Annotated in this window: 20 protein-coding genes and 1 pseudogene; 16 read left to right on the top strand and 5 right to left on the bottom strand. The window is 55.7% G+C overall.

Annotated elements, in window-relative coordinates; all coding sequences use genetic code 11:
• Positions 1 to 142 precede the first annotated feature (142 nt).
• From KSF73_11870 to rraA, 4 genes are read left to right on the top strand one after another with little or no spacing between them, the layout of a single operon-like run.
• Positions 143 to 1,456 (top strand): aminodeoxychorismate synthase component I, encoded by a 1,314-nt coding sequence (locus KSF73_11870; protein MBV1776408.1) that lies wholly within the window; start codon positions 143 to 145, stop codon positions 1,454 to 1,456.
• Positions 1,456 to 2,280: an aminodeoxychorismate lyase gene (gene pabC, locus KSF73_11865; protein ID MBV1776407.1), complete on the top strand. Its 825-nt coding sequence runs from the start codon at positions 1,456 to 1,458 to the stop codon at positions 2,278 to 2,280. Before KSF73_11870 ends, pabC begins: the two co-directional genes overlap by 1 nt.
• A gap of 47 nt (positions 2,281 to 2,327) precedes the next feature.
• On the top strand, positions 2,328 to 2,576 hold the full coding sequence (locus KSF73_11860) for a hypothetical protein (protein MBV1776406.1): 249 nt from the start codon (positions 2,328 to 2,330) through the stop codon (positions 2,574 to 2,576).
• Between the two features lie 45 nt (positions 2,577 to 2,621).
• Positions 2,622 to 3,104: a ribonuclease E activity regulator RraA gene (gene rraA, locus KSF73_11855; GenBank protein ID MBV1776405.1), complete on the top strand. Its 483-nt coding sequence runs from the start codon at positions 2,622 to 2,624 to the stop codon at positions 3,102 to 3,104.
• Here rraA and KSF73_11850 read toward each other — a convergent pair.
• Together KSF73_11850 and KSF73_11845 are read right to left on the bottom strand one after the other, a co-directional pair.
• Complete coding sequence (locus KSF73_11850) at positions 3,089 to 3,316, bottom strand: hypothetical protein (GenBank protein MBV1776404.1); 228 nt, start codon at positions 3,314 to 3,316, stop codon at positions 3,089 to 3,091. The genes rraA and KSF73_11850 overlap by 16 nt on opposite strands.
• Before the next feature lie 9 nt (positions 3,317 to 3,325).
• Positions 3,326 to 4,207, bottom strand: coding sequence for an SPFH domain-containing protein (locus tag KSF73_11845; GenBank protein ID MBV1776403.1), 882 nt, complete (start codon positions 4,205 to 4,207; stop codon positions 3,326 to 3,328).
• Between the two features lie 167 nt (positions 4,208 to 4,374).
• Between KSF73_11845 and KSF73_11840 the strand changes: the two genes are divergently transcribed.
• The 11 genes and pseudogenes from KSF73_11840 (at position 4,375) to KSF73_11790 (ending at position 13,121) form a co-directional block, all read left to right on the top strand.
• A complete protein-coding gene (locus KSF73_11840) occupies positions 4,375 to 5,232 on the top strand; it encodes a DUF2807 domain-containing protein (GenBank protein MBV1776402.1) in 858 nt (285 codons plus the stop codon).
• Between the two features lie 135 nt (positions 5,233 to 5,367).
• Complete coding sequence (gene yegQ / locus KSF73_11835; GenBank protein MBV1776401.1) at positions 5,368 to 6,711, top strand: tRNA 5-hydroxyuridine modification protein YegQ; 1,344 nt, start codon at positions 5,368 to 5,370, stop codon at positions 6,709 to 6,711.
• Between the two features lie 57 nt (positions 6,712 to 6,768).
• On the top strand, positions 6,769 to 7,575 hold the full coding sequence (locus KSF73_11830) for a segregation/condensation protein A (protein ID MBV1776400.1): 807 nt from the start codon (positions 6,769 to 6,771) through the stop codon (positions 7,573 to 7,575).
• Positions 7,572 to 8,147 carry an SMC-Scp complex subunit ScpB gene (gene scpB, locus KSF73_11825; protein ID MBV1776399.1) on the top strand — a complete coding sequence of 192 codons (576 nt, stop codon included), beginning with the start codon at positions 7,572 to 7,574 and terminating at the stop codon, positions 8,145 to 8,147. The genes KSF73_11830 and scpB overlap by 4 nt, the downstream gene beginning before the upstream one ends.
• A 247-nt stretch (positions 8,148 to 8,394) precedes the next feature.
• Complete coding sequence (locus KSF73_11820; GenBank protein ID MBV1776398.1) at positions 8,395 to 9,030, top strand: phasin family protein; 636 nt, start codon at positions 8,395 to 8,397, stop codon at positions 9,028 to 9,030.
• Between the two features lie 137 nt (positions 9,031 to 9,167).
• A complete protein-coding gene (locus KSF73_11815) occupies positions 9,168 to 9,458 on the top strand; it encodes a nucleotidyltransferase domain-containing protein (protein ID MBV1776397.1) in 291 nt (96 codons plus the stop codon).
• Positions 9,455 to 9,813 (top strand): annotated as a pseudogene (locus KSF73_11810) (DUF86 domain-containing protein). Before KSF73_11815 ends, KSF73_11810 begins: the two are co-directional and overlap by 4 nt.
• 100 nt (positions 9,814 to 9,913) lie before the next feature.
• The gene (locus tag KSF73_11805; GenBank protein MBV1776396.1) at positions 9,914 to 11,104 is read left to right on the top strand and encodes a DUF5009 domain-containing protein; all 1,191 of its coding nucleotides are present in this window, start codon (positions 9,914 to 9,916) and stop codon (positions 11,102 to 11,104) included.
• Positions 11,105 to 11,356: 252 nt separating this feature from the next.
• Complete coding sequence (locus KSF73_11800) at positions 11,357 to 11,677, top strand: DUF2004 domain-containing protein (GenBank protein ID MBV1776395.1); 321 nt, start codon at positions 11,357 to 11,359, stop codon at positions 11,675 to 11,677.
• 84 nt (positions 11,678 to 11,761) lie between these two features.
• Complete coding sequence (locus tag KSF73_11795) at positions 11,762 to 12,037, top strand: hypothetical protein (protein ID MBV1776394.1); 276 nt, start codon at positions 11,762 to 11,764, stop codon at positions 12,035 to 12,037.
• Positions 12,038 to 12,533: 496 nt separating this feature from the next.
• The gene (locus tag KSF73_11790; protein ID MBV1776393.1) at positions 12,534 to 13,121 is read left to right on the top strand and encodes a DUF3617 domain-containing protein; all 588 of its coding nucleotides are present in this window, start codon (positions 12,534 to 12,536) and stop codon (positions 13,119 to 13,121) included.
• Between the two features lie 163 nt (positions 13,122 to 13,284).
• Here the strand turns inward: KSF73_11790 and KSF73_11785 are convergent, their stop codons facing one another.
• Positions 13,285 to 15,189: a DEAD/DEAH box helicase gene (locus KSF73_11785; protein MBV1776392.1), complete on the bottom strand. Its 1,905-nt coding sequence runs from the start codon at positions 15,187 to 15,189 to the stop codon at positions 13,285 to 13,287.
• Positions 15,190 to 15,734: 545 nt separating this feature from the next.
• Between KSF73_11785 and typA the strand changes: the two genes are divergently transcribed.
• The gene (gene typA, locus KSF73_11780; protein ID MBV1776391.1) at positions 15,735 to 17,552 is read left to right on the top strand and encodes a translational GTPase TypA; all 1,818 of its coding nucleotides are present in this window, start codon (positions 15,735 to 15,737) and stop codon (positions 17,550 to 17,552) included.
• Positions 17,553 to 17,688: 136 nt separating this feature from the next.
• On the opposite strand, the gene KSF73_11775 is transcribed toward typA, so the two are convergent.
• On the bottom strand, positions 17,689 to 19,305 hold the full coding sequence (locus tag KSF73_11775; GenBank protein ID MBV1776390.1) for a methyl-accepting chemotaxis protein: 1,617 nt from the start codon (positions 19,303 to 19,305) through the stop codon (positions 17,689 to 17,691).
• A gap of 56 nt (positions 19,306 to 19,361) precedes the next feature.
• Positions 19,362 to 19,760: a hypothetical protein gene (locus tag KSF73_11770; GenBank protein ID MBV1776389.1), complete on the bottom strand. Its 399-nt coding sequence runs from the start codon at positions 19,758 to 19,760 to the stop codon at positions 19,362 to 19,364.
• Positions 19,761 to 19,763 lie beyond the last annotated feature (3 nt).

Raw genomic sequence — 19,763 nt, 5'->3', positions numbered from 1 at the left:
TGATAAGGTCATTGAACGCCTTTAACGCCACAATCGCCTTGATATGGATCAAACCCCGTCTGGCAGTAGGGTGTTTGCCGGATGGTCAGCGCACCTGACTTTGATGTAAGGCAAATTTCCGTGAACGCGGTACAATTCGCGCATGTCTACCCTGTCCGTTTTCAAGGAAGCGCTTCCTGCGGTTCCCGATCTCATTGCCCTCAGTGCTGCCTGGCCTGAGGCCTTTCCATTTGCGCTGCAATCGTCTGGTCTGGAAGGCTGGGATATGCTCTTTGCGCTGCCCGAATCCATACGTTGCTACGCAGCCGATGAAGGCAGAGCGCTGATGCAGGATCTGGCCGCCATTGCGGTTCAGCCTGTGCGCGTGGATGCGGATCTGCCGTTTCATGGCGGCTGGTTCTGCTATCTGGGCTACGAGGTGCTGCATGCGCTAGAGCCAACCGTTGCTGATCGTGACGGTCAGACATTTCCTCTGGGGATGCTGGCGCGCGTGCCAGCTGCCATTGTGGTCAACCGGCAGACCAGTACGGCCTGGCTGGTGGCAGAAACCGAAGCTCAGCTGGCTAAATTGCATCGTCTGATTGCTGCCGCCACCGCATTTGATCGCCAGCCAGTTAGCATCCGGCACCTGAACGAAGATGAGCCACAATGCTTTCTCGATGGCGTATTGCGCAGCAAAGCTTATGTGCGCGATGGCGATGTGTTTCAGGTGAATCTGTCGCGCGGCTGGGATGCCACGCTGGCGGATGACGTCGGCCCGCATGATCTGTTTGCCCGCCTGCGTGAAGCCAATCCGGCGCCGTTCTCCGCACTGGTTCGGCTGGATGCGCAGCATGCGATTGTGAGTTCATCGCCCGAGCGACTGGTGCGCGTGGATGACACTGGCCGTGTAGAGACCCGTCCGATTGCAGGCACCCACCCGCGCTCACCTGATCCGGTCGAAGACGAAGCCCAGAAAGCTCGCCTGATCGCGTCTACCAAAGAACGCGCCGAGCACATCATGCTGATCGACCTCGAACGCAACGATCTGGGCCGGATTGCGGTGCCGGGTACGGTAAAGGTCGACGCTCTGATGGATGTCACCAGCTATACCTATGTGCACCATATCGAATCGACCGTGTCATGCACCATTCGTGCCGGGCAGACGGTGGCCGATCTGGTACGCGCGCTGTTTCCTGGCGGCACCATCACGGGTTGCCCCAAGGTGCGCTGCATGCAGATTATCCGCGAGCTGGAAGACAGGCCACGTGGTGCCTACACTGGCAGCCTCGGCTATATCAACCGCGATGGCTCGCTGGACCTGAATATTCTGATACGTACCTTTATGCAAACCGGTAGTCAGCTCTACTTCCGGGCGGGCGCCGGCATTGTGGCCGATTCCGATCCGGATCGTGAATTGAATGAAACCCGCGCCAAAGCACGTGGCTTGTTACGCGCCATCGGGCAGGGCGGCTGATGATGCTGATCAACGGATTGCCGGCTGAATCCCTGTCTGCACGGGATCGCGGGCTGGCCTTTGGTGATGGTGTATTCCGTACCATGCGTTGCGAAGGCAGCGCGGTGCAGTTTCTCGCCCGCCACCTGCGGCGATTGCGTCACGATGCGGCTCGGCTGGGCATTGCGTGTCCAGATGATGCGGTCTGGATGCGCGAGATCGCGCAGCTTGCCAAGGGTGACTGCACGATCAAACTAACGCTCACCCGTGGGGTATCCGCACGCGGTTATGCAGTAGATGCGGCGGCCACGCCGACCCGCATCGTCGCCACTTCACCGCTTCCGGACTACAGCCATGCACGTCAAGGTGTCAGCGTACGGCGATGCGACTGGCCGCTATCTATTCAGCCGGGTCTGGCAGGCATCAAGCATCTGAATCGACTGGATCAGGTGATGGCGCGCCGCGAGTGGCAGAACCCGGCGATATTTGATGGCCTGATGCTGAATGCACGTGGAGAAGTGGTCGAGGGCGTGATCTCGAACCTGTTCATCGTACGCGACGACGCAATCTATACCCATCCGCTGCAAGATTGCGGGGTGTCTGGTGTGAGTCGCGAAGTGATGCTGGATATTCTGGCGGCATCGGGCATTCGAGTAATAGAGCAAGCATTTGATTGGTCAAGTCTGATCGACTCGGAGTGTGTATTTTTGTGCAACAGTCTCGCTGGTCCGGTTCCGGTAATTGCCTGTGATGCGTTACGCTGGCAGACCGATACGCGGATGTCACAATGGCAGCAGCAATGGCAGCAATACGCAGGCAAGGAGTCGGTTCAGTGTTTGGCATGATGATTCGGATAGCGGCGGCATGGTTGATATGCACTTCGGTGCCCGCAGTGACCAAGGCACCTGAACCCAAGGAGATGCCCGTCACCTTGCCGGACAAGTACACCCCCATCATGATCGAGCATTTACAGCCGTTCGAGCGAGCGCGCTGTGAAAAGATGATCAATGAACTGAAGCTCATGGAAACGCGCAAGCGGATGGGCGTACGTGCGTGGGAGCTGGACAAAATGCAAGCTCGCGCCAAGGCAATCGAGACCAATTACGATCGCTACTGCCTGAAGTGGAAGCCGGAAGGCTAAGGTGTCCGTATCCCCGATTTCATTTCATTTTGCGGAGTAGCACAGATGAGTTTCCCGACCAGCGACCTGATGGACGCCTTTCCAGACGCCCCTTCTTGCGACCTGCAGTTTCGCCCGTTCGGCCAGAAGAGGGCGTTCGGCGGCAAAATCCGTACCGCGCGCATACTGGGCGACAATGCCCTTGTTAAGCAGATACTGGCCACGCCCGGCGACGGGTGCGTGCTGGTGGTGGATGGAGGAGGCTCGCTGCACAGCGCGCTGATGGGCGACATGATTGGTGCCAGCGCCGTTAAGAATGGCTGGGTCGGCGTCATTATCAATGGTGCAGTACGTGATGCGGTGGCGCTCGATCAGCTTGATCTGGGTGTGAAAGCGCTGGGCACCAATCCCCGCAAGAGCGACAAACGCGGGGATGGTGCAGCGGATGTGGCGGTGCACTTTGGTGGTGTGACGTTTACACCGGGGCACTACGTGTATTCGGATGAGGATGGCATCGTGGTGCTGGAACAGGCCTATTCGCCATCCTGATGTCCGTTGTCAGGCAGAGGATCGGAAGCGACCCCGTCAACGGGTCGCTTTTTTTCTGCCGGACGAATGCCCCGGGCGGTGAGCGCCTCCCGCAGGAGACATTCGATCTGCGCATTGACACTGCGAAACTCGGCAGCCGCCAGCCGCTCCAGGGTGTCCCATAGAGCGGGGTCAATACGCAGCGGATAGGCCTTTTTTCCCGGACTGGCCATCAGACTGGGTTAACCGTACAGTGTGCCGCTATTGATGACTGGCGTCGCTTCGCGTTCGCCCACCAATACCACCAGCAAGTTGGACACCATGGCTGCACGGCGTTCGGGATCAAGGTCGACCACGCCTTTTTCCTCCAGTGCCTTGAGTGCTGATTCCACCATTTCAACCGCACCCTGAACAATCTTTCGACGGGCAGACAGCACTGCTTCTGCTTGCTGCCGGCGCAACATTGCACCGGCAATTTCCGGCGCATAGGCGAGGTGTGTCAGTCGTGCGTCATCGATCACAATACCCGCCTCTTCCATGGCAGAGGCCAGTTCGCGCTGCAATGCATCCATGATTTGCTTGCCACCGCTACGCAAAGTAATTTCGCCGGCGTGATGACCTTCCTCCATATCGTCATAGGCATAGCTGCTCGCCAGATGGCGTACGGCGCTTTCGCTTTGTACACGCACAAACTGTTCGTAGTTTTCCACGTTGAAGCTGGCGCGTGCGGTATCGGATACACGCCAGACGATTGCTGCCGCGATTTCGATCGGATTGCCGCGCTTGTCATTTACCTTCAGGCGCTCGGAAATGAAATTGTTGGCACGCAGAGAAATACGCTGTTTGTTGAGAAACGGATTGGCCCAGCGCAGACCTGCATTGCGATCAGTACCGCGATACTGGCCGAACAGCGTAAGCACTGCAGCCTGATTCGGATTCACCATGTACAAACCCGAGAACATCACGATTGCCCCGACGATCAGAAAAATGATCACCAAGGCGACTGCCGCACTCTTCATGGCAGCACCTGCAATGGGGCAGAGCAATAGCAGCACCGTACCCAATCCGATCATCGCATAGCCATTCTGGCTGTTGTAGTCATGCTCCTGAATACCGTGATTCATGTTGCCTCCTTGGTTGATATAAAAGTGATATCACTTTTGTATCACTCTACGCGTTTTTCGGCATTTGTCAAACACTGGCGAGCAAAGTAGGTAAAACAATTGCAAGTAAACATACTTGCGAGTATTCTAAATGCAAGAACATTGAATGCAGGGTGGAGGACGTACACATGAAGAAAACGCTGATTGCACTTGCCTGCCTGGGCGCATTAAGTGGATGTGCCATCGTGATCAATCCGAATGGCGATATAGAGACGCAAACCGTGCTGGGTAACACCGTTGCAGGGAATGGTGATGTGCGCTCGGAAAACCGTACGTTTGCCGGTGCACCCCGGCTGATCGTGGATGGCTCGATTCAAGTGGACGAGCAAATCGGCAACGAGCCTTCGATCCAGATCGAGACCGACAGTAATCTGCTCCCCAAGGTGATCACTGAATCCAATGGTGACACACTGCATGTCTACCTGCCGGGCAGCTATCGTGCCAGTCATGGTGTGAAAGTGCGTGTCGTGACGCCAGCAGCAACAGCTGCGCGCCTGAATGGCTCGGGCAAGATTACTGTAAACGGCATTGATTCAAACTACTTTGATACCAATGTCGCCGGCTCGGGAGATATCCGGCTACAGGGACGCGTAGGCCGTCTGGAGGCAAGAGTGGCCGGTTCCGGAACCGTAGACGCAGCTGCGTTAGTGTCTGCTGAAGGGAACGCTGCCATTGCAGGTTCCGGCGTAGTTGATTTCGGGCGGGTGCAGGGCGCGACGCTGAAAGCACATATCAATGGCTCGGGTCGAATCCGGGGGAATGGTCAGGTGGCTAGCTTGACTGCCATGATCAACGGATCTGGCAAGATTGATCTCGGTGCGCTGGTCGCAGATCACGCAGACATCGAAGTGAATGGTTCCGGTGACGTTTACGCCTCGGTGACCAATGCCATTTCTGCAGGGATGTACGGTTCCGGCTCAATCAATATCTATGGCAAGCCTGCTGAACGAAATGTTCGCGGCCGCAATGTGCACTTCAATGGCTGACCTTCAATCTGCTTCGCTGTGAATTTCTGGTTCGCATGATAGAATTCTCCCCTTGGCCCCGCTGCACAGCGGGGCATTTTTTAGCCTTGTGCGATGTGGCCCTGCCAGCGGCATCGCCGGAGAATCATCATGACGATCAAAGCCCCCGAACTGCTCCTGCCTGCAGGTGACCTCGAGCGCATGCGCGCTGCCTACGATTTTGGTGCCGATGCCGTATATGCCGGTCAGCCGCGCTACTCGCTGCGTGCCCGCAATAATGACTTCAAGCTGGAAAACCTGAAGACCGGTATCGAAGAAGCGCATGCCCGTGGCAAAAAGCTGTTTGTGGCCTCCAATATCCTGCCGCACAACGCCAAGGTGAAAACCTATCTGGCGGATATGGAGCCAGTGATCGCCATGAAACCGGATGCACTGATCATGGCCGATCCGGGTCTGATTATGATGGTGCGTGAAAAGTGGCCGGAACAGGTCATCCACCTGAGCGTGCAGGCCAACACCGTGAACTATGCCGGTGTGAAGTTCTGGAAATCGCTGGGTCTGGAGCGCGTCATTCTGTCGCGCGAACTGAGCATCGACGAAATCGAAGAAATCCGCCAGCAATGCCCGGATATGGAGCTGGAAGTATTCGTACACGGCGCGCTGTGCATTGCCTATTCGGGCCGCTGCCTGTTGTCTGGCTATTTCAATCACCGCGATCCGAATCAGGGCACCTGCACCAACGCCTGCCGCTGGGATTACAAAGTGCACGATGCCTTTGAAGACGAAGCCGGTCAGTCGCAGGTCATCCAGTTCGATTTCAAGAAGGCGATGAGCGAAGCCGAAAATAGCTTTGCCAGCGCCGGGGATACGCCGCGTCATCCGCTGGCCGACAAGCCTTACCTGATCGAAGAAGCCAATCGTCCGGGCGAACTGATGGAAATCAGTGAAGACGAACACGGCACCTACATCATGAATTCCAAGGACCTGCGTGCGCTGGAGCATATCGAGCGTCTGGTGAAGATAGGTGTGGATTCGCTGAAAATCGAGGGCCGGACCAAGTCCAAGTACTACGTGGCGCGTACCGCGCAAACCTATCGTCAGGCGATTGACGATGCTGTCGCCGGTCGTCCGTTCAATCCGGCGCTGCTGGCCGATCTGGATGGTCTGGCCAATCGCGGCTACACCGATGGTTTCTATCAGCGCCATCACAGCCACGAAACCCAGAATTATCTCAGCGGGCATTCCAAGTCCAAGCAGAGCCAGTATGTCGGCGATGTGCTGAGCCAGTCGGGCGATTTCGCGGTGATCGAGGTGAAGAACAAGTTCGCTGTGGGCGACAAGCTGGAAGTGATTCACCCGTCCGGCAACCGTATGGTGGACGTTGCAAGCATGCAAAACCTGGATGGCAATACCATCGAAGTGGCGCCGGGAGTCGGGCATACTGTGCGTATTCCGCTGCCATCCGGCCTTGAAGGCGCGATGGTGACGCGTTTACTCTAATCGTTCCATTCCAAGCGAGATCCTGATCGCGTGAACACACCCGCTGAACCGCTGGCCATGGTGTTCGGGCAGCCCGTCAACGAGCTGCCCCAGGATCTCTACATCCCGCCTGATGCACTGCGCGTGCTCCTCGATCGCTTCGAGGGGCCGCTCGATCTCTTGCTCTACCTCATCCGCAAGCAGAATCTGGATATTCTCGACATCCCCATGGCTGCCGTCACTGCGCAGTACATGCACTATGTCGATATGATGCAATCTGCGCAGTTCGAGCTGGCGGCGGAATACCTGCTGATGGCTGCGATGCTGATCGAGATCAAATCGCGCATGCTACTGCCGCGTCCGGAAGTCGAAGCCGAAGATGTGGACGACCCGCGCGCCGAACTGGTCCGCCGCCTGCTGGAATACGAGCAGATGAAGCTCGCCGCATTCGAGCTGGATCAGCTGCCGGTTGCCGGGCGCGATTTCAGCTGGGCCGAAGTGCTATTCGACCGCGAACTGGTGGTGAAGCTGCCGGAAGTCTCCCCGGTTGATTTGAAGCAGGCGTGGATGAGCATGCTGGCGCGCGCCAAACATCATAAATCCCACACAGTGCGACCCGACGAGCTGTCGGTACGCGAGCAGATGGGTGATATCCTGCGCCAGCTCAAGTCCGGTGCCTATATCGAATTCACCCAGCTATTCGATGTCACACGCGGCGTGCCGCTGCTGGTGGTCAGTTTTATTGCAGTGCTGGAACTGACCAAGGAACGGCTGGTGGACGTCAGCCAGATCGAGCCCTATGCACCTATATACGTCAAACTGGCGGGTAGCGATGCTGTACTCGCCGATTCATCTGCAGCCATTGAAACCGGAATAGACGCATGAAGCCCGCCATTCATGATGCACAGCACGTCAAAATGGTGCTGGAGACCGCCCTGCTGGTCGCAAATGAGACGCTGACCTTAAATGACATGAAGAAGCTGTTCGCCGAAGAGCTGAATGCGGACATCCTCAATCCGCTGCTGGAAGAAATTCAACTTGCCTGGCGGGGCAGGGGCATCGAGCTCATCAAGCTGGCGGGGGGCTGGCGCTTCCGTGCGCGGCTGGAAATGCAGCCCTATCTGGATCGCATGAGTCCGGAAAAGCCGCCTCGCTACTCGCGGGCAGTGATGGAAACGCTGGCGATCATCGCCTACAAAGGCCCGCTGACGCGTGGCGAAATCGAAGAGATTCGTGGTGTCGCCGTGTCGACCCAGATCGTGAAAACATTGGAAGAGCGTGGCTGGATTGAAGTGGTCGGCTATCGCGAAACGCCCGGCCGTCCCGGTTTGTATAATGTCACCCGCAAATTTCTCGACGATCTGGGCCTGAAATCGCGAACCGAACTGCCGCCACTCGCCGAGCTGGGCAATCTGGTGGCGCCAGAAATTGCCAAGGAAGATATGGCAATGTCGTAAAAATGTGACGGAAGGTTGCCCGAATTTTCATCGCATTTACCTGTCATTTTTGACAGTCGCCCGGTTGCAATCCGGGCTTTTTTGCGTCGCGATGTTGCCTTTGAAGCAATTCGCTGTCGCAAAATCAACAAATGTCAGGGTGTATACAAGTAAATGATTTATTGGTCATTTACTTGAGTATCCCTGTTTTGTGCGGTGCACAAAAAAGAGGTTGACAGACGTTTTTTTGCACATTCATAATGTAGTCATGTTGCGGCGCAATATTGGTGGCCGCGCAGTAGCGCTCGATACCATCCGCTTCCGTAAACTGGAGAAAAAAATGTTCAACACCCAAGATTTCGCTGGCCTGAGCCAAGCACAACTCGAAAAATCCATCCGTCTGTCCAACATCGCGCTGAGCGGCGTCGAGCGTCTGGTCAGCCTGCAGATCGATCTGGCCCGCCAGCTGCTGGAAGAAAACACCAGCAACGTGCGCCAACTGAGCGAAGTGAAGGACCTGCAAGGTCTGGTCGCGCTGCAACAGCAACTGTCGCAGCCGTCCGTTGACAAGGCGCTATCCATCGCCCGTCACGTGTACGAAGCCGCCAGCAGCACTCAAACCGAACTGAGCCAGCTCGTTGAAGAAAACGTGGTTGAGTTCAACAAGGGTCTGGTGTCCGCACTGGATCGCGCAGTGAAGTCCGCTCCGGCCGGTTCCGAAGTAGTTGTGTCCACCCTGAAGAACGCGGTGACCACTGCCGCATCCGCATACGACACCGCTGTGAAGACTGTGAAGAAGGTCACCACTGACTTCGCAGAAGCCAGCGTTGCTGCTGCCGAAACCTCGGCCAAGGCTGCGACCACCCGCGCCAAGAAGGCTGCTGCTCCGGCTGCTGCTGCCTAATTCTAGGCATCTGAATTAAAAAGCCATCTGCTTCGGCAGGTGGCTTTTTGCGTTTATAGGCATCGTACAAATGCATGGTGCACTCACAGCTTGCTACGATTATCATGATGTCTGGCGACAGCATGGAAGGAATGGAATTGAGACCTTCTGACGTACTTGATTCAAATAGAGAAGCGATTCGGCATGTAGTGGCAACCCACCATGCAAGCAATGCACGGATATTTGGTTCGGTCCTCCATGGGTGCGATCACGATGACAGTGATCTCGATATTCTGATTGACCCTACGCCTGACACTTCCCTGATGGATGTAGCGGCAATTCAGATTGAGTTGCAACAACTTCTAGGCGTATCCGTTGATGTGTTGACGCCCATGGCGTTGCCTGAGGCATTTCGTCATCGTGTCTTGTCAGAGGCCGTACCCGTATGACAAAAGACGCTCGCGCACATGATTATCTTGAACATATTCTCAAGGCAATGATCGAATCGGGCGCTACACTGCCGACATGGATGAGGCTGGATTTCTTGGGAGTGAACTTGTTCAGGATGCGGTCATCCGGAACATCGAAATCATCGGAGAGGCATCCAACAACATTCTCCGGCAAGCGCCAGAATTTGCTGAGCACAATAAGCATATCCCGTGGCTGGTGATGTATACGATGTGCAATCGCGTCTCTCATGGCTATGACCGCGTGGATCTGCAAATTGTCTGGAAAACAGTTCAGCGTGATCTCCCGGAGTTAAGTGTTTTAGTCCGCCTAGCTCAGGATTCATTGCGGACATAATTCTACTTTTGTGTCAGACATGAATCAGACCACTTTCCAACAGTGGTGCGCCATGCAATAAGCCGGCACACTCGCATTTTGTCTTGCCGGACGCCCCTTCATGCAGTCCTTCATTTTTGCCGCACACGGCCGCCAGCCTGCCATTGATGCCTGCCGGGCGTTAACGATGGCACTCATGTTATTCATCAATCAGCTGGCAGGCGTAAAAGGTATGCCGGACTGGATGCACCATATGCCTGCCCATGTGGATGGCATGACCTGGCCGGATGTGATTTTCCCGGCATTTCTTTTTATTTCCGGCCTGTCCATGCCGCTCTCGCTACAGCAGCAAGTGATTCGGGGGGCTTCAATTTGGCAACTTCAGCTTGATCAGGGCAAACGTGCGCTGGCGCTGATTGTGATGGGTCTGTTTATGGTCAATGCGGAGGAGGGCTTTGCCGCGATTGGCATCAACCTGCCGGTCTGGAACGTGCTTTCGCTGATCTGTCTGGTGCTGATATGGGGGCGGTTGCATGCGGCTGCAGGGCACGATGCAACGCCAGCTTGGGCAAGGCCCCTTGGCATATCGGGATTACTGATTCTTTTTGCGATCTATCGTGGCGGCCCGGATGGCAACCTGCCCATGCAGACCAGCTGGTGGGGGATACTCGGTCTGATCGGCTGGGCGGGCTGCTTGTCTGCTCAGGTCTATTTAGCTGGTCGTGGTCGTATCCTGCCTATGCTGCTGGCGATGGCAGGCTGTGTGCTGATATACGCGGTGCTTGAATGTCCGGCATTGAGCGCCTCGCCCGGTATTCGTGCGCTGCGAACGCAGTCGCTGCATTGTGCGCATGTGCTGCTCGTTCTGGCAGGTATTGTGACGACACGCATTGCACTGAGCGAATTGCCTGCACGGGCGAAACGGGTCGGCCTGTTTGCGTTTGCGCTGCTGTGTCTGGTGGCGGCCGTGGCTGTGCATTCGATTTATCCCATCTCGAAAATCCATGCAACGCCCAGCTGGGCACTGTACTGTGCAGCCATCTGTATTGCGGTGTTTGCCTTGATTCAGGCAGTGACTCCGCTATCACGCGGCCTGCTCGCGGTGCCCGGCATGCGTAGGCTGGCACAGGTCCCGTTGCTGGCGTATCTGATTCCGTTTTTTGTCGAAGCAGGGATGCAAGTCACTGGAGTGAACTGGCCGGTGAGCTGGATGCAGGGTGGGGTAGGGGTGATGTGCTCGGTGGTGTTTGTGTGGGTGGTGGCGGGCGTGGCTGCGGGGCTGACGCGGGTGGGTATTAAAGTTGTGGTATGACGAGCGAAGTCTGGTTGCGGCCAGGAGCGGACCTCCCCGTAAGTGTCTCCAAAGCTGCCTGTCAGTTAGGAATCACAGCTTGTACAGTTATCTAGTCATGCATATTGAATAGCCGTGTTGTTATACGGACCCAGCACTGCATGAATCGAGCCTGGATGCGGGTTGTAGTGATATAGTCTGACGCTTTAATAATAATTATTATGCTGACCGAGGGGCACGTATAATCACTGTAAGGCAAAACAGGAATTATCTATGAATTCTGAGCAGATTAAAAAAAGAGAAGAACTGGCGCTTGATGCGATTAAGGCTGCGTTTGGGACAGAAGATGATGAATTTGGCGGTACGTTATTTGTTTCTCATCATCTAGAAGAAATTGAAGCGGAATATTGGAAAAAGCATTTTGGAACAGCTACTCCAGATCCTAGAGAAGTATTGAACATACTTCAGCTAAAAAGCCACTGGGATGATGATTGCGTATTCGATTTCACATTGCCAGAAGAAGTAACGGACTATGTTATAAGTGTTCGTTTTGACGTTGATGGACATGTCGAAGAAATAACAATGGAAAGCTAAATTAAGCTGGTAAAAATGGTAAGCCTAACTTCGCAATTTACGCGAATGTCACGCCGCCGGATATTCCCACGTTGAGCCCCTACCATGACCATGTTCTTCTGCGAGTGCCATCTGATCGAGAATCAGGGCGGGTATGCGGTCTATCGCTTCTTCCCAGATCGCTTTCACGCTGCCGTCGCGACGGGTACAGTTCGTGTCAATTCAGAGAACTGGAGCTATGCCGTTCTCGAACCGTCAAATGGCGAAGAGCAAGGCTCGGTTTCGTCTGATGAAGGATGCATGAAACGCCTCATTCCGAAGATCCTAGCGGCCTTTCAAAAGTCTGGTGCGTGGCCCGAAACTGCTAGGCATTTATCTTGAGAAACCGGCTGATTCAATTTCGCCGCGAGATTCCTAAGCTGCTCTTGAGCCGACCCGCGTCGGCGGGCTGCCATTCGAGGTTCAACTTGCAACATTGAACGTCCGCTCCCACCCAGTTCGAACGACTGAATTGGGTCGATAACCGCCACACCTTCCACCCCGACAAAAACAAAAAAGCACACCCTCTCAGGTGTGCTTTTCTCATTTCGAATCATTAGACCGGTTACCCGGCCCGATGATTATTCGAAGTCAGCTGCGCTTGGGAAGCGGCTGCTGCGGGCTTCGCCGATGAACCCATCATCGTTTATGCAAACCCATACTTGTTATAGCGAACACGGGAAAGCACTGGGGAAATCTCGAAAACGTCGACTTGATTGCATGTCATCGCTACAATATGATATGCCATTGTTCTATATGAATAATGCATGCAACCTATTGCAATATATGAAAAAAACTGTCACATCGAAATATGTGGCATCTACGGGAAGAAGATTTCATGAAGATCAGACATGCTGTTGGGATGACTACTGCACTGCTGTGTATTTTTCAAAGTCATGCTGAGGTGATCCACGCGAAAATCGAGCCAGGCCTGTGGGAGCGCACAAGCAATACCACCGTCAATGGTCAGAATATGGAGGCTGCATTGAATAAAATGCAGGAACAGATTCTGGCCAAGGCCAAGCCTGAAGAGCGCGAAATTATGCTCAAGCACATGAAAGCCAAAGGAAGTAGTGCTGGCCGCCATCTCGAATGCATTACGCCCGAAGCGGTAGCTCAGGGACTGGACACCGAAAAAATGCGTCAGCAGATACAGAGTGACCACCCGAATTGCCAGGCACGTTTACTGAACGTAACGCCGCGTGGCGCGAAATACGATCTCACGTGTACGGCACCGAATGGCGGGTCGCAGCATGCAGTGGGCGAACTTGAGCTTAAGAGCGAGAAAGAGTGGACGTTCCACGCCGTCTCTTCTGGGGATATCGTGGGTGCTCCAGCGGGTACATCCAAAATTCAAGCATCCTTGGAGGCACGTGCAATTTGGAAGGGTAGCAGTTGCGGTGATGTGCGCCCGATTGTTCGATAAGTATTTGATGGCTTTCAACGTCTCAGGCAATCGCATTTCCATGCTGTGAAAGTAACATCTGGACAGCTTGCCGCACACAAGTCCGCTGTCAAACAAAAAAGCACACCCTCTCAGGTGTGCTTTTCTTATTTCGAACCAGCAGGCCGGTTATCCGGCCCGATGATTATTCGAAGTCAGCGGCGCTCGGGAAGCGGCTGCTGCGGCCTTCGCCGAAGCTGCGGCGTTCGCCTTGCGGACGGTCGCCGAACTTGCGCTCGCCTTGCGGGCGATCACCAAACTTGCGGTCGCCATGCGGACGGTCGCCGAACTTGCGATCACCTTGCGGACGATCACCGAAGCGACGCTCGCCACCGAAACCACCCGGCTTGCGATCACCACCGAAACCGGCGCGGTCGCCCTGGAAGCGCGGACGGCGGTTATCGTCGAACTGGCCTACCGAACGGCGCTCGTGTGTCGGAGGGATGTCGCGGCGGTTGCCATCTGCATCGCCTTGATGATCACGCGGAGCAGAGGCGCGCGGAGTGTCGAACTGGCGCGGAGGACGGTCGCCGAACTTGCGCTCGCCGCCAAAGCTGCGTTCGCCACCGAAGGAGCGCTCACCGCCGAAGCTGCGTTCACGACGCTCGCCACCGAAACCACCTTGCGGACGGTCACCAAACTTGCGCTCGCCTTGCGGTCGATCACCGAACGGACGGTCACCGAAAGAGCGTTCGCCTTGCGGACGATCGCCAAACTTGCGTTCACCGTCGAACTGACGCGGTTCGCGATCGAAACGACCACCGCGATCACCGCCGAAGCCGCCACGGTTGCCACCGAAGCCACCTTCGCGACGACCACCACCAAAGCCACCTTCACGACGGCCACCGCCACCGAAGCGGCCACCCTTGCCACCACTACCGCTGCCACCGGCGCGCGGCTCGAAGCGGGATTCCAGACCTTCGTACTTGAACGAAGTCAGGCTGCGGCCAACAAATTTTTCGATGCGGCGCAGTGCCGGCACTTCGTGCTTGGCAGCAAACGAGATCGCCACACCTTCGCGACCGGCACGACCGGTACGGCCGATACGGTGCACGTAATCTTCGGCAAACTTCGGCAGATCGAAGTTCACCACGTGGGTGATGCCGGCCACGTCGATACCGCGGGCTGCAACGTCGGTTGCCACCAAAATATCAATTTCGCCCTTCTTGAGGCGGTTCAGCGTGCGCTGACGCTCGCGCTGCTGCATGTCACCATGCAGTGCGGCAACCTTCTTGCCATCGGCCAGCAGCTTGTCGGCCAGCGAATCGGCATCGATCTTGGTGGCGATGAACACAATGGCCTGATTGACGGTTTCGTCTTCCAGTACGCGATCCAGCAGCTTGGTCTTGTGACCGATGTCGTCTGCGTAGTGCAGTTTTTCAACGATCTGTTCCTGACGGCGTTCCGGTGCAGCGATTTCGATGCGTTCCGGATTGTTCAGCAGCGATGCGCCGATGCGGGCGATGTCGCCGTCCAGCGTAGCGGAGAACAGGGCGGTTACGCGCTCGGTTGGCAGCTTGGTGGCGATTTCGGCGATGTCATCGCGGAAGCCCAGATCCAGCATGCGGTCGGCTTCGTCCAGCACCAGCATTTCCAGACGGGAGAAATCGATACGGCCACGGTTGATCAGGTCAAGCAGACGACCCGGTGTCGCCACCAGAATTTCAAACGGGGAGGACAGCAGCTTGATCTGCAGCGGGTAGGGCATGCCACCCACGATGCTCACCACTTTGGCGTGACGGATTTGCTTGCCGTAGTTTTCGGCAGCGGTCTTGATCTGGGCAGCCAGTTCACGAGTCGGGCTCATAACCAGAATGCGCGGGCCACGGCCAGTCTTTTCAGACTTCGTGGTCAGGAAATTGAGGGCGGGCAGCATGAACGCTGCTGTCTTGCCGGTACCCGTTGCTGCGGAGGCCATGACGTCACGGCGTTCGAGCAGCATGGGGATCGCAGCGGCCTGGATCGGTGTCGGGTTGCTGTAGCCTGCGTTGGCCAGTGCATCCTGAACGGGTTGAGCGAGTCCGAGGTCGGCGAATGTAACTTGAGTCAAAGTAGTCTTCCTGAGTAGTGCATCATCCTGCCGCGATTCGATATGAATGTGCGGCGCATGAAGCGCAACCCCTGTGCGACGGCGTAGTCGCGGGCAAAATGAGTGCCACCCCGCTCAATTGCGGGTTCGGGGTTGAAGTATGGGGCCGCAGCACGCAAATCCGACGGGCGGCCAAACAAAGCTGGATCAGACAGAGTCGGCAGGGAAGGGCCCGGCCGTTAATCGCGGATCGTCAGCGCCAACATCGACGCTAACCAACAAGGCAAGGTAGCAGTGCTACCGTGACAGCGCGCCATGAGCATTTATGTTCTATACAGTCGTTGGATGCCACAAAGTGGCTGACCGTACTGAGACACAGGCAATTCGGCGCAAGGGTCAGGACGATGAAAACTCTCCACCGGTTCCCTAATTCAAGGATTCGGTTGTGAGGCGCTGCATTATCCTGAAATCAAAGGAAAAATGCAAGTTTTTGTGCAAAGAAATTGCCTTGCCGTGTTAGAATTGCAAAATTCTCCGATTTACAATCTGATTTTTCGAGACGTCACATGAGCCGCGCACTCCGCAATATCGCCATCATCGCCCACGTTGACCACGGCAAAACCACTCTGGTGGACCAGCTGCTGCGTCAATCCGGTACCTTCCGTGAAAACCAGCAAGTCGACGAACGCGTGATGGATAGCAACGACCTTGAAAAGGAACGCGGCATCACGATTCTCGCCAAGAATACCGCGATCGACTACGAAGGCACGCACATCAATATCGTTGACACCCCGGGTCACGCTGACTTCGGTGGTGAAGTTGAGCGTGTGCTGGGTATGGTGGACGGCGTGCTGCTGCTGGTGGATGCCGTTGAAGGCCCGATGCCACAAACCCGTTTCGTGACCAAGAAGGCACTGGCTCTGGGTCTGCGTCCGATCGTGGTGATTAACAAGGTTGACCGTCCGGGCGCACGTCCTGACTGGGTGGTGGATCAGACTTTCGATCTGTTCGACAAGCTGGGTGCCACAGACGAGCAGCTGGACTTCCCGATTGTGTACGCTTCCGGTCTGAACGGGTTTGCCAAGCTGGATCTGGCTGCCGAATCCGATAATATGCGTCCGCTGTTCGAAACCGTGCTGAGCCATGTGCCGACCCCGCCGGGTTCGCCGGATGCACCGCTGCAGCTGCAAATCGCTGCGCTGGACTACTCCACCTACACCGGTCGTCTCGGGGTTGGTCGTGTGCTGAACGGCCGTATCAAGCCGGGCCAGAACGTGGTGGTAATGAACCACGAAGATCAAGTTGCCAAGGGCCGTATCAATCAGGTGCTGGGCTTCCAGGGTCTGGATCGCGTGCCGGTGGAAGGCGCTGAAGCCGGTGACATCATCATTATCTCCGGTTTGGAAGAAATCGGTATTGGTGTCACCATCTGTGATCAGGAATCGCCTGTTGGTCTGCCGATGCTGACCGTAGACGAGCCGACCCTGACCATGGACTTCATGGTGAACTCCTCGCCGCTGGCCGGTACCGAAGGCAAGTTCGTGACCTCGCGTCAAATCCGCGATCGTCTGACCAAGGAACTGCTGACCAATGTGGCGCTGCGCGTTGAAGACACAGAAGATTCCGACGTATTCCGCGTATCCGGTCGTGGCGAGCTGCACCTGACCATTCTGCTGGAAAACATGCGTCGCGAAGGCTTCGAAATGGCTGTGGCCAAGCCGCGCGTCGTGTACAAGGAAATCAATGGCGAGAAGTGCGAGCCATACGAAAACCTGACCATCGATCTGGAAGATGAACACCAGGGTGGCATCATGGAAGAAATTGGTCGTCGCCGTGGCGAACTGACCAATATGGAATCGGATGGCCAGGGTCGTACCCGTCTGGAATATCGCATTCCTGCACGTGGTCTGATCGGCTTCCAGTCCGACTTCATGACTATGACCCGTGGTACCGGTCTGATGTCACACGTGTTTGATGACTACGGTCCTGTGAAGGCAGATCTGCCGGGTCGTCACAATGGCGTGCTGATCTCCCAGGAAAATGGCGAAGCCGTGGCGTACGCGCTGTGGAATCTGGAAGATCGCGGCCGTATGTTCGTGAATCCGGGCGACAAGCTGTATGAAGGCATGATCATCGGTATCCATTCCCGTGATAACGATCTGATCGTGAACCCGATCAAGGGCAAGAAGCTGACCAACGTGCGTGCATCGGGTACCGATGAAGCCGTGCGTCTGACACCTCCGATCAGGCTGACCCTGGAATCCGCTGTGGAATTTATTGATGATGACGAACTGGTGGAAATTACACCGGTGAGCATCCGTATCCGCAAGCGTCACCTGAACGAGCATGACCGCAAGCGCGCAATGCGTGCTTCCGAAGGCTAATTGCTAGATAGACTGCTAGCCAATAAAGGCGATCCTGATGGATCGCTTTTTCTTTGTCTGGGGTGCGGCAGGGGCATAAAGAAGAAGGGGCGAGCATGATGTGCTCACCCCTGGGTAGAATGCGTGAAAGCGTGTGTCAGACTCGGAAGCGACCGACTACATCCTGCATCTGATTGGTTAGCTGGCGCAGTTCGCTCACAGCATGGGTTGTGTGGCTGGCCTCGGCACTTGCTGTTTCCGACATTTCCGCTACGCGTTCCACTTGTCCTGCCATGCTGGAGCTGGCCGCACTCTGTTCGCGAATGGCGTGGCTAATATCCGACACCAGTTCGACCAGTGTGCGCGATCCCGAGCGAATCTCGCCAATTGCATTGCCCGCTTCCTTGGCTTTGACCACGCCGTTTTCGACACTGGTCACGGCTTGCTTCATGCCAGATACTGCCTGTTCGGAGGCAGTGCTGATGCTACCCACGAGTTTGCTGATTTCCTGAGTCGATTGCGACGTGCGCTCGGCGAGCTTCCGTACTTCATCCGCTACCACTGCAAACCCGCGACCTTGTTCACCCGCGCGGGCTGCTTCAATGGCCGCGTTGAGTGCCAGTAGATTGGTTTGATCGGCCACTTCCTTGATCACGGTGACCATCACGCTAATCTTTGAGCTTTCTTGCTGCAGTGCTTCGATAATCGCGGCGGCTTCTTTCACCGAAGACGCGATCTCATCGATATTCTGCACGGTAGCTTCAATAATTTCCGCGCCATCATCTGCGATCTTCCCTGACTTCATGGCCAGGGACTCCGTATCAGCAGCACGCTCGGCTACATGATTCACCATCACGGTGACCTGTTCGACCACTGCCGCCATCGCCGATGCAGATTCGCTGGTGGTATTAATACTGCGCTGCATTTGCTGGGCAGACCCGTCAATTGCGTTGGCAGAGCCACTGACGCCGCGAATGCCTTGAGAAATCTGCCCGAAGCTTGTTTGCAATGTATCCAGCAGCTTGTTGAACGTTTCAACAGTTTGTCCGACTTCATCCGAGGTATTGGACACCGGAACGCGCTTGGTGAAGTCGAGGCTATTGCCAATCGAAACCACTGTCCGGTTCATGGACCCCAGTGGCCCGGATATGGAGCGATTCAGCTGTGCACTGAACACTAGCAGTAAGGCTGATCCACCGATGATCACGATCAGCATGACAATGATCGAGTTACTGTAAGCTTTGTTCAGCTTTTCCGAGGCGGAGCTTTGTGCTTTCAGCTTAGCCTCCTGGCTAGCTTTCAGCTGTTTCTCGATTTCCGCAGCGGCTGGCATCACTTCGCCATACAAGGCTGCCTGAGCCAAGTCGGTACTGCCGGTTTCCGCTTTGGAGATTGTACCGTTAAAGGCTTTGAGATACTTGTCGAACGCGGCTTTGAGTGAGGCTACTTTGGCCTTGTCCTCATCTGGTGTCGGTAGGGCGACATAGTTATCAATGGCATGCTGGCCATTCTTGCGCGCCTCTTCAATCTTGCCCTTGAATCCACCGCGCAAGTCCGGATCCGATTCCGCCATGAAGCTGAGAATCAAGGTCCGCATATCACGATACGCTTCACTGACATTGTTGATGGCGATAAGCCCGGGGATAGACTCATCGGTCATGACGCCGACCAGGTTATTCATTCGCTTGAACTGCAGCATACCAGCCCCGCCAACCAGTAGAAGCCCGGCTAGCGCAACCGAAATCAGCAACATGAGACGCTTGGCAATCGTCATGATTTCACTCCGAAGGATAATCTGCCCTGCAAGTACACACCTGCAGGGCGGCCCGACTAGTTCACGCTCAATACCACTTTCACGGAACTATCTGCAGCACTCTTATCGATATAGCCTATTGCACCGGGAGTTGCTGCAACAAATCGACGCACTTCGTCGCTTGTGGCGAGCTCCTTGGGCGGAAGACCTTTACCGGTAAAGCTCATCTTTGCCCAGTACGCCTTCATCTGAGCGTTATCACGTTTCAGAACCTTAGTGTAGAACTCGTTCTTGCTGTCCTCACTCTTCAGGTCCGTTGGTGACACGGGCGAGATACCACCCACATCGTTGGCTTTGCCCATAAAGACATTGGCCACCTGTTCCTGAGTCATGGAGGTGACAGCTGCCTTTGGATTGACAATCACCACCAGTGACTCAGCACAGACCACACCGGAGATCAGACATGTCGCGATCAATTG

Source organism: Burkholderiaceae bacterium DAT-1, from assembly GCA_019084025.1.
GTDB lineage: Bacteria > Pseudomonadota > Gammaproteobacteria > Burkholderiales > Chitinimonadaceae > DAT-1.
This window is presented reverse-complemented; position numbering and strand designations above follow the sequence as displayed.

Coding starts and splice junctions, on each gene's coding strand:
- KSF73_11870 (MBV1776408.1), top strand. CDS start 143: ATGTCTACCCTGTCCGTTTTCAAGGAAGCGCTTCCTGCGGTTCCCGAT.
- pabC (MBV1776407.1), top strand. CDS start 1,456: ATGATGCTGATCAACGGATTGCCGGCTGAATCCCTGTCTGCACGGGAT.
- rraA (MBV1776405.1), top strand. CDS start 2,622: ATGAGTTTCCCGACCAGCGACCTGATGGACGCCTTTCCAGACGCCCCT.
- KSF73_11850 (MBV1776404.1), bottom strand. CDS start 3,316: ATGGCCAGTCCGGGAAAAAAGGCCTATCCGCTGCGTATTGACCCCGCT.
- KSF73_11845 (MBV1776403.1), bottom strand. CDS start 4,207: ATGAATCACGGTATTCAGGAGCATGACTACAACAGCCAGAATGGCTAT.
- KSF73_11840 (MBV1776402.1), top strand. CDS start 4,375: ATGAAGAAAACGCTGATTGCACTTGCCTGCCTGGGCGCATTAAGTGGA.
- KSF73_11830 (MBV1776400.1), top strand. CDS start 6,769: ATGGTGTTCGGGCAGCCCGTCAACGAGCTGCCCCAGGATCTCTACATC.
- scpB (MBV1776399.1), top strand. CDS start 7,572: ATGAAGCCCGCCATTCATGATGCACAGCACGTCAAAATGGTGCTGGAG.
- KSF73_11820 (MBV1776398.1), top strand. CDS start 8,395: ATGTTGCGGCGCAATATTGGTGGCCGCGCAGTAGCGCTCGATACCATC.
- KSF73_11805 (MBV1776396.1), top strand. CDS start 9,914: ATGCAGTCCTTCATTTTTGCCGCACACGGCCGCCAGCCTGCCATTGAT.
- KSF73_11800 (MBV1776395.1), top strand. CDS start 11,357: ATGAATTCTGAGCAGATTAAAAAAAGAGAAGAACTGGCGCTTGATGCG.
- KSF73_11795 (MBV1776394.1), top strand. CDS start 11,762: ATGACCATGTTCTTCTGCGAGTGCCATCTGATCGAGAATCAGGGCGGG.
- KSF73_11790 (MBV1776393.1), top strand. CDS start 12,534: ATGAAGATCAGACATGCTGTTGGGATGACTACTGCACTGCTGTGTATT.
- typA (MBV1776391.1), top strand. CDS start 15,735: ATGAGCCGCGCACTCCGCAATATCGCCATCATCGCCCACGTTGACCAC.
- KSF73_11775 (MBV1776390.1), bottom strand. CDS start 19,305: ATGACGATTGCCAAGCGTCTCATGTTGCTGATTTCGGTTGCGCTAGCC.